Here is an 8,005-nt window from a genome sequence, read left to right as displayed (position 1 = left end):
CGGGGTGGTGCGCCGGGCCTACGGTGCACCGGTGGACAACTACCCGATGGCGGAGCGCCGGCGCGGCTGCCGGAACCTGACCGATCCCGAACGGGACCTCGCGCTGCGCCTGGCGGCCCGCGCGGACTGGCTGCGCGCCGAGGCCGGACGTGAGGGCGGGGACGGCCTGAGCGTCGCGGACGCGGTCGCTCTGGCGGCCGTCCAGCTCGGCCTGCACTCGCCCGCCGGCCCCGTCGACTGACGGCGCGCGCCGGTATCCACCGGGTCGGCCAACGCGTGTCGCGTGCTGTGCGTGCCGCCTCTGGGCGTGTCGGGGGTGACCTCGGGGGTGGTGGTGTCGTTGGACGGGTGCGGGAACGACGGAACCTGCCCCCCCATTGCCGGGGTCCGAGCGCATTCGGGCCCCGGCAAGCCGTTTGTCTGCCCCGGCTCGGCTGCCGCCTGTGTCCAACGTTCCCTCCGCTATAGCGGCTCGGGTCCGCACAGGGCACACCAGCGTTTGCGGCAGCCCTTGAGACGCAGCTCCTGTGCGGTATAGAGGTCCGGCAGCCGAGGCCAGTAGAGCTGACCTGTCTTGCGGGCATGGGGTCGTGAACTTTCCATTTGGGCCAGGCTTTTCTCAGGCGAGTTCAGGCTTAGGCAGTCCCAGCGGTGCAGCCGGACGGCGGTTTGTCCGATGGCGTAAGTGGCTCCGGCGTCTAGCTGCTGCTTCCACCGGTCAAGGTCACGCCGGGCTTCTTTCTCCGCACGGTCGATCTGGTCGCAGATACGGCACAGCCCCTTGATGTGCTCGCAAGAGCACTCACCACATCGCCCGCAGGGGATGCATCCGTGGATACGCCGTTCCTGTGATAGCGGAGTTGGGTAGATCAGGATGCTGGGATCTCGACCAAAGTGCGGGCGCGTCTCAACGACTCCGAAGTTGACCAGCTCGTCAAGAAACGGCTGCACTTGCTCTGCGTCTTCCAGACCAATCAATGGGGCTACGTCCTCCATGGAGATCCCGTAGTCTACGCGCGCCTGGAGCACGACATAAAGCAGGCGGCTGGTAACGCTCAGGTCGGCATCGAGAACCAAATCTCGGTGAACGAAAACAAACGGCGAGTACGACTCTCGGTACACATGGAATCCCACACTTGCAGAACGGCCGAAGCGCTTCAGCGGTGCGGCGCCGCACCGTGGTTCCCACTTTCGGCTCATGGCCCAAGCCGCGCGGGGAAGCCACCTGGGCGGGGGGTGGGGCGTGTCAGGATGGCGGTATGACACATGAGGCGGCGGCGTACGACGGGCGGTTGCGGGATCTGGAGGCGGTGGCGTTTCGCACCGGGCGCACCCTCGCGGAGCACGGCGAGCAGCTGGCGTCGATCCGCGAGCAGCAGCACACCGCGTTCGGCAACATCGACTCCCTCGCTGACGCCATCGGCGCGCCGGGCGAGCGCTCCATTGCCCGGCGGCTGGAGAGCATCGAGCGCGTCCTGTTCGCGCTGGCCCGCGCCCAGGGCATCGACCCGGATGCCACCTGACCGGGGCCCCGGGCCGTCGGCGGGAGCTGCGGCCGGATCCCGGGAGAACGGCCACCAGGAGCGGCGGCACGTACCGGCGCGCGGGAAGCTCTTCCTGACCGCCTGCTGCGTTCCCGACCCCCGGTGCAGGTAAGTAGTCGGCGTGCCGGTCACCCCGTTACAGGGCCTGCGGCCTGCACCTTTCCTGGCCACGGGTGGAATTCCGGTGCGACCAGAGGTGCGATCAGGACCGCGACCAGGAGCGCGCTGTGAGGCGCGATCAGAGCTGCGACCAGAGGCGCGACCTCGCTCGGGCCCGGCCGGGACGGCCGTGTACGTCAACGCGACCCGGCGATTGTCTGAGTGCCGCGGTCGGCCTGGGCTGAAGGATTTCCCAGCAGCTACCCGGGCAGACGGCTGCTATGAACACCACCGCGGTCTCTGTCGCCCACATTGCCTGGCTGCAACGCGTCCAGGAGGCAACCGCAGACCACGCCCGCACCCGCCTCGCCCTTGACGCGGCCATCGCAGAAGCCACCGCCGCCGGCGTACCCGCCGAGGCGTTGCAGGCCGTGGGGCAGTGCGAACCCCTTCATGGACGGCACGCGGCAGACCCGACCGAGACCGAGCTGGCCACACTCGCGGACGCCGCCAGCTGACAGGCCCCGGTCAGGTTTTCTTCTTCGGTCGGCAGAGCCCCGCACACGGCCGATTTCTCGTATGTGCCGTTCGGCTGAAGCGGATTTGCGTCACCGGAAGGCGTCACCCGGTGACGCCTGCTGAACGCGACCGCCGGTGTCCTTTGACAGCGAAGATAGTCGGTCAGGGGTGACCTGACCTGGGCGGACTAACTTGCGTGTCAACGAGGCGGACGTCGAGGCCCGGACAGCTGCCCGGTCCCCGCTCAGCTCTTGCGCTCACTCAGGACGCAGAACTCGTTGCCCTCCGGGTCGAGGAGGGTCACCCAGTGCTGCCCGTCCTGCACGGTGTCGACGCGCCGGGCGCCGAGGGAGAGCAGCCGGGCGACCTCGGTCTCCTGGTCGTCGGGGCGGAAGTCGGGGTGGAGCCTGTTCTTCGACGTCTTGCCCTCGGGGACAGGCACGAAGAGCAGGCCCGGCATCCGGTCCGGCTCAGGCCGGATCTCGATGATCTCCTCGGATTCGTCGACCACAACCCAGCCGAGAGCCTCGGCCCACCAGCGCCCGAGAGCGACGGGGTCGGCGGAGGCGACGATGATCTGTTCCCATTCCAGTGCCATGGGCCTGAGCATAGGCAGACCGGCGACCCACCCCGCAAAGCCGCCACTCTTCCCACCCCAGCACCCCCAGCGCGTTTGCCTCGCATGGCTAGGTTCACTGGCAAAGAGGGCGCTGACGACTAGCTTCGCTGTCAAACGCCTCGATTGGATGACAGTGCGACTGACTTCACTGTCAAAGGACAGCCGGCGCCAGGCCCTGGTTCGGCATCGAGGTGGCTTCGTAGGTGGGTTCTGGGCTCTGGCAGCGATCGCGGGGAGCCATCACGGTCGGTGAAGAGGCTGTTCGATTCCGGACTGCGCGCCGGGGTGCGCCGCAGTCCGAATCGCCACATATGACGCTCCATCAGGTCTGGTGAGTGTGGGCTGTTTCGTACCGTCCGGGTCGATGCCCAGGACATGGACCACGACGAGATCTCCTGGCAGGACGTGCTGTTCGAGGGCGTCGAGGTGCTGATCACCGCCGCAGTGCACGGGGTGAACGGATTGATGGTGCAGCTGGCCGGCCGGAGTGGTGAAGGCGTATGTCCGTCCTGCGGCCGGGCGTCGGCACGGGTGCACGACCGCTATGAGCGACAGCTGCAGGATCTTCCGCTGGCCGGGCACGCCGTACGGATCCTGCTGTCCGTGCGACGCTTCGTGTGCGTCGCTCCCGGCTGTTCCCAGCGCACATTCGCTGAGCAGATACCGGGGCTGACCAGCCCGTACGCGCGGTGCACCGACCGGCTCGGAGAGCTACTGGACCGGGTCGCGCTCGCGTTGGCGGGCCGCGCCGGGTCCCGGATGGCTACTGCTCTGGGGCTGACCGCGGCATGAAGCAGGATGGTTGGCACCGACGAGGCAGCGCTGTTGTCACCGATGCGAAGTGTGCAGGCGGCACCGTCGCACCGCAGTTTGTCTGTTGACCTTGCCCCGAGCTGCCCCGCCTGGGTTGATCAGGAGTGCGGGAAGGGCGGCGGCCTTGGCCGTGAGGGTAGAGAGCGGCGGGGCACGGCGACCGATTCTGGCGGGCGATGGCAATGGGAACAAAGGACCGACAGCAGGGTCCTGGGGGCGCTAGTTTCTCCTAGTCATCACCTCAGGAGGCCGCATGTCGGATGAAACGTTAGTCGCGTTGCTCGGTGTACTGGTGACGCTCGTGCTCACGTCTGGCTCCATCTTCTATCTAGCAAGACAGACGAAAGCTGCGGTGGAACAGGCGAGGGCAGCCCACAAGCAGGTGGAGTCCGGTATCAGAGTGACCGCTGTCTCGGCCAACGACACGGTGCTGGGTGCCCTCCGGGAGATACACCTGCTGATGATTGAGAAACCTGCGCTTCGAGCCTATTTCTACGACGGCCGATCGTGCCCGGAGAACGATCCGCTGTGTCCGGTGGTGGTTACGGTAGGTGAACTGCTGGCGGACATCATGAACCAGGGAATCGTTACCCACAGGGCCAGCCCCGAGAGTGCCAGCGCCGGCCCTTGGAAGGACTAGTGCGAGACCACGTTGGCGTCCAGCCCCGTCCTGCGTGACTTGATTGCTGCCCACCCCAAGTGGTGGCCTGACCTCCCGGGCCTCTGCCCGCCACAGCTTCGACGCGTGAGACCTGCATGACTCGGGTGGCGACGCAGCCGGTGCCCGTCACCGGCCGGGCCGGCCGCCATCGTGGAACCGACCCGCCCCGGGAGACGAGCCAATCTTCGCGGAACTGGCCGCCCCATGGGCAGCGGCAGAGCGTGTCGTACCCGGCCAAACCGATCCGGAGTGGGCCATGCTGACAGACAGCTGCCCGTGGCCCTCCCGATAGACCAGCGTGATGCGGGGCCTTTCACCCCCCGTCTCCGCATCACGCTGCACCCGGCCCGGCAGCCTCGAGGCCTGCCCGGCCACCCGAGGCCGCCGGACCGGCCGACCACGTTGGGCACCGGCCGGCAGCCTCACTGCGGCCCTCACGGTCTCTCCCGGGTACGGGTCTGCACGGGGCAACGCCGTGAGCGACGCTCCTCAGGAACCGGCGTGTGAAACGCCCTGCACGAGCTGGTTCAGGACGTCCAGGATCTTCTGTCCCGCCGCCGTCGGGGCGATGAGGACGCCCAACGCCAGAACGATGACCACGGTCATCTTCTCGTCGAAGCGGCTCCGGGCCTCGGTACGGCGGCGCAGCCGGAAGAACGCAATGATCACGAGCAGGACTGCCACGTTGATCGTCAGCAAGCGCCCAGACCCTCCGCCAGACCCCAGCCGCTCCCGCCGGAAGGCCGCGGACATCCGTCCCAGCCTCCTTGTGTAGCGCGAAGCCGGCGGCGCGGTGCCCGAGTTGCCCGTGATTGGCAGAAAGCCACCTCCTGGCCGGAACCCGCACAGGGGCAGACCTGCGGACGCTACCCGCCGGATGTGGTCAGGCGAAGTGGACCGTGATGTAGAGGTCCCCTGAATCGCCACCGTTCGTCCCAGCCATGCCCATGCCCCACACCTCTGGGCGGCCGGACAGTGGATGCGGGTGCATCGATCTGGGCGCCGCTGTGCCCCACCTGGGCCGGTAGCCACGGCAGGTGCCGGCCTTCCTCCGGGCATCGTGCCGGAGGCGGCTGGGGCGGTCCACGCTGCGCAGATGTGATTGGCTCGCCGTCGGCTGGAACCTCGTCACCTCACGACAAGGTCTCCTGGCCGGCGGGGGGGGGGCTCGTGTTTTCGGCCGTCTTCGGCCCGAACTTTGACTCCTTCTCCCGCAGCCCGCACCATCTACGTCCATAGATACTGCTAGGCATGATCAGATCAAGAGGTACACGGCTCCTCACCCTGCTCACAGCAAGTGTCCTTCTGCTGCTGGGTGTCCAGGCCGCTCCCGCGTCAGCGCAGGTTTTCTGCAACGAGGGCCACTCGGTCGACGGCGCCATCTGGACGGAGTACACCCAGACACCCGGTGTGCAGCAGTCTCTCGGCTGCCCCTCCACCGACGAACTCGCTCTTCCGGACGGCGTCGGCCGACGCCAGGTGTTCGAGAATGGCTCGATCTACTGGAGCCCCAACACCGGAGCGCACCCGGTACGCGGCCTGATCGGATGGTTTTGGGGACAGAATGGGTACGAAGGGGGCAATTTCGGCTACCCGACGACGGACGAATTCAACGGCGACCACATCGGGGGCAACGTCGACGACAACAAGGGCGTAGAGCAGGGCTTCGAGCACTTCCGGTATCTCCTGTACAGCCCCGGCCAGTCCGACGCCTTCGAGACCTGCCAGAGTCAGTGTGTCGGCTACAGAGGAAATACCTACTCGAAGTGGGTGGAGACGACCGACGTCTACGTCAACCTGGCCGACCGCAGCAAGCGTTCCGTACACGTCACCCCGACCGCCGCCGCGTTCCAGAGCACCGGGCACACCACCGCTTCCAGTGACGTGCCGGATGACTGGAAGCAGGTGTGGTCCAACACGCCGCTGTTCCCGAACGCCACACAGACCGAGATAAACTCGACCTACGAGCAGCTTTACTGCCACGCGGAGTATTCCTACCGCAACACTAGCGGCGGCCACTTCGGCGGTCCGACCTGGGACCTCGAAGTCTGGCGCGATGACATCGGCATGAATTTCGCGAAGATGCTCGCATCCAGGTGCAACTGGTAGCACTGACAGACGTCGAAGCCCCTCGCTAACCTCCTTCCGTTCCTAGTTCACCCATACCCAGGTCACCGAGGGGGACGGTTCGTCCCCCAGTCCAGGGGGACGAACCGTCCCCCTCCCGCGTTCCGGACCGCCCTACGGTCGATCCATGGCCTAGCGTGAATTCGTGGATGAACTCCCCTTCCCCTGGGACACGGTGGTGGAGGACCCGGCAACGGGACACTCCTCTGTTCCATAGTCGGTGGTAGTAGCGAGTGACGCCAGATTGTGCATGTCACCGGCCTCACGGCGTCTGGCCCTGGCCGACGCCGCGCTCTGAGTGTGCCGGCGTCGCGGCCCGTACCGCTATTGAGCCAATCGGTGGACGATGGGGGTTGGTGGTCTGGTGTGGGGCAGGAGAAGGTGATGGCCGATCTTTCGCAAGTGCTGCAGCAGACCATGCGTCTTCGTCATGTGACCGCTGGGGGTCTCGCGGAGGTGACGGGGATCCGTACGCCGCGGATACGGGCGTTCGCCGAAGACGGCGCTGGCGGGCCGGTCCGGCCTACGGAGCAGGAGCTGACCGAGTTGGCCGCAGCTCTCGGGCTGCCGCTGCCGGACGTCCTTGAGGCCGCCGGTGTTCCTGCCGTGGCGCCGGCCTGACCTCCGCCCCGCCCGTGGAGATGTTCGCCGTCGCTCTCCCGGGCCTCCTCCTCGGGCTGGTGCTGACACTGGACCGCTACGAGGAGCGCCTGCTGGTTCCCCGGCCCGGTCCCGGCACCGCCGCCCCAATACTGCCCGGCACGCACGCCGCTGACGGACAGCCGGTGACCGGGCGGCTACCTGGTGGGATCCGGGTACCGGGGTACATGCCGGTCAGCCGACTAATTGGGGAGGGTAACGGTGGGTGAGGGGTCGATGAAGGCCGTGGGTTGGGCGCAGTCCTTTCCCATATCGAGCGGAGTGCAGGCGGGCCGGCGATGGGCGCGCCGGCACGTGGAGGCGCTGGAGAGGACTCGTGAAGCCCCCGAGACGGTGGACGATATCGAGCTGACGGTCTCGGAGAAGAGCACCAACGCGCACGTCCACGCCCACAGCGGCGCGCAGGTGATGCTGGCCTGGGACAGCCGGTGCCTGCACGTCAGCGTCCCCGACTCCGGTGGCGGCGAGCCCGCGGCCCCTGCGCCGGACCCCGACCGGGCCTCCGGCCGGGGCCTGGTTCTGGTTGACTCGCTCGCCGACAGCTGGGAGACCCGTCAGCAGACGGACGGCAAGACCGTGACGGCCTGCTTCCTCCCGCCGGGCCACCCCGACCCGCACACAGGCGGCGGGAAGTATGGGCGGAGCGCGGCGCGCTACCGGGTCACTCCGGGAGAACGCTGATCCGCGGGCATCGAAACGCCGGAACCGTGACCTTGGCCACGACGCCGGGGCGGCTGGGCAGCTCCCGGCTCGGGTCGAGGTCGCAGCCCGGGAAACATGTCTTCCCACAGCGTCGTCGGCCGGGCGGGAAGCCACAGGGCCGGCCACAGGCCCAGGAGGAGCCCGGTGTTGAGGAAACGGTGAAGGTCAGCCTGGTCGCAGGCTTCCCTGATGACGGTCTCGTACAACCGGCACCGGTGCTTGTCCTGGCCAAGGTCCTGCGCTGCTGCGACCAGTCCAGGG

11 protein-coding genes are annotated in these 8,005 nt (G+C 67.6%); 8 read left to right on the top strand and 3 right to left on the bottom strand.

Annotated features, from left to right (window positions below; all coding sequences use genetic code 11):
* On the top strand, positions 1-241 hold a 241-nt coding region (locus tag O3W51_RS46270), incomplete at its 5' end, for a hypothetical protein (protein WP_269289993.1).
* Between the two features lie 221 nt (positions 242-462).
* On the opposite strand, the gene O3W51_RS46265 is transcribed toward O3W51_RS46270, so the two are convergent.
* On the bottom strand, positions 463-1,122 hold the full coding sequence (locus O3W51_RS46265) for a hypothetical protein (protein WP_198359206.1): 660 nt from the start codon (positions 1,120-1,122) through the stop codon (positions 463-465).
* Between the two features lie 137 nt (positions 1,123-1,259).
* On the opposite strand from O3W51_RS46265, the gene O3W51_RS46260 reads away from it, so the two are divergent.
* Entirely contained in the window at positions 1,260-1,523 is a 264-nt protein-coding gene (locus O3W51_RS46260) for a hypothetical protein (protein ID WP_198359207.1), read from the top strand.
* 401 nt (positions 1,524-1,924) lie between these two features.
* The gene (locus tag O3W51_RS46255) at positions 1,925-2,161 is read left to right on the top strand and encodes a hypothetical protein (protein WP_198359208.1); all 237 of its coding nucleotides are present in this window, start codon (positions 1,925-1,927) and stop codon (positions 2,159-2,161) included.
* Positions 2,162-2,406: 245 nt separating this feature from the next.
* On the opposite strand, the gene O3W51_RS46250 is transcribed toward O3W51_RS46255, so the two are convergent.
* On the bottom strand, positions 2,407-2,760 hold the full coding sequence (locus O3W51_RS46250; protein WP_198359209.1) for a VOC family protein: 354 nt from the start codon (positions 2,758-2,760) through the stop codon (positions 2,407-2,409).
* A 396-nt stretch (positions 2,761-3,156) separates the two neighbouring features.
* On the opposite strand from O3W51_RS46250, the gene O3W51_RS46245 reads away from it, so the two are divergent.
* Together O3W51_RS46245 and O3W51_RS46240 are read left to right on the top strand one after the other, a co-directional pair.
* Complete coding sequence (locus O3W51_RS46245; RefSeq protein WP_198359210.1) at positions 3,157-3,573, top strand: transposase family protein; 417 nt, start codon at positions 3,157-3,159, stop codon at positions 3,571-3,573.
* A gap of 274 nt (positions 3,574-3,847) precedes the next feature.
* Positions 3,848-4,234, top strand: a complete 387-nt coding sequence (locus tag O3W51_RS46240; RefSeq protein WP_269289988.1) for a hypothetical protein — start codon at positions 3,848-3,850, stop codon at positions 4,232-4,234.
* A 510-nt stretch (positions 4,235-4,744) separates the two neighbouring features.
* Here O3W51_RS46240 and O3W51_RS46235 read toward each other — a convergent pair.
* A complete protein-coding gene (locus tag O3W51_RS46235) occupies positions 4,745-4,954 on the bottom strand; it encodes a hypothetical protein (RefSeq protein WP_269289986.1) in 210 nt (69 codons plus the stop codon).
* A gap of 711 nt (positions 4,955-5,665) precedes the next feature.
* Between O3W51_RS46235 and O3W51_RS46230 the strand changes: the two genes are divergently transcribed.
* The 3 genes from O3W51_RS46230 (at position 5,666) to O3W51_RS46220 (ending at position 7,723) form a co-directional block, all read left to right on the top strand.
* Positions 5,666-6,364 carry a DUF2599 domain-containing protein gene (locus O3W51_RS46230; RefSeq protein ID WP_269289983.1) on the top strand — a complete coding sequence of 233 codons (699 nt, stop codon included), beginning with the start codon at positions 5,666-5,668 and terminating at the stop codon, positions 6,362-6,364.
* 402 nt (positions 6,365-6,766) lie between these two features.
* On the top strand, positions 6,767-7,003 hold the full coding sequence (locus tag O3W51_RS46225; protein ID WP_198359236.1) for an XRE family transcriptional regulator: 237 nt from the start codon (positions 6,767-6,769) through the stop codon (positions 7,001-7,003).
* 255 nt (positions 7,004-7,258) lie between these two features.
* The gene (locus tag O3W51_RS46220) at positions 7,259-7,723 is read left to right on the top strand and encodes an ATP-binding protein (RefSeq protein WP_269289981.1); all 465 of its coding nucleotides are present in this window, start codon (positions 7,259-7,261) and stop codon (positions 7,721-7,723) included.
* Positions 7,724-8,005 lie beyond the last annotated feature (282 nt).

This window comes from Streptomyces sp. H39-C1 (assembly GCF_027158125.1).
In the GTDB taxonomy this organism is placed as follows: Bacteria; Actinomycetota; Actinomycetes; order Streptomycetales; family Streptomycetaceae; genus Actinacidiphila; species Actinacidiphila fildesensis.
The sequence above is the reverse complement of the archived record's forward strand: the minus strand, read 5'-3'. Positions and strand labels throughout refer to the sequence as shown.

What these genes read in the sequence shown, in the direction of transcription:
- O3W51_RS46240 (WP_269289988.1), top strand. Translation starts at nt 3,848, where the DNA reads ATGTCGGATGAAACGTTAGTCGCGTTGCTCGGTGTACTGGTGACGCTC.
- O3W51_RS46255 (WP_198359208.1), top strand. Translation starts at nt 1,925, where the DNA reads ATGAACACCACCGCGGTCTCTGTCGCCCACATTGCCTGGCTGCAACGC.
- O3W51_RS46245 (WP_198359210.1), top strand. Translation starts at nt 3,157, where the DNA reads ATGGACCACGACGAGATCTCCTGGCAGGACGTGCTGTTCGAGGGCGTC.
- O3W51_RS46250 (WP_198359209.1), bottom strand. Translation starts at nt 2,760, where the DNA reads ATGGCACTGGAATGGGAACAGATCATCGTCGCCTCCGCCGACCCCGTC.
- O3W51_RS46225 (WP_198359236.1), top strand. Translation starts at nt 6,767, where the DNA reads ATGGCCGATCTTTCGCAAGTGCTGCAGCAGACCATGCGTCTTCGTCAT.
- O3W51_RS46260 (WP_198359207.1), top strand. Translation starts at nt 1,260, where the DNA reads ATGACACATGAGGCGGCGGCGTACGACGGGCGGTTGCGGGATCTGGAG.
- O3W51_RS46220 (WP_269289981.1), top strand. Translation starts at nt 7,259, where the DNA reads ATGAAGGCCGTGGGTTGGGCGCAGTCCTTTCCCATATCGAGCGGAGTG.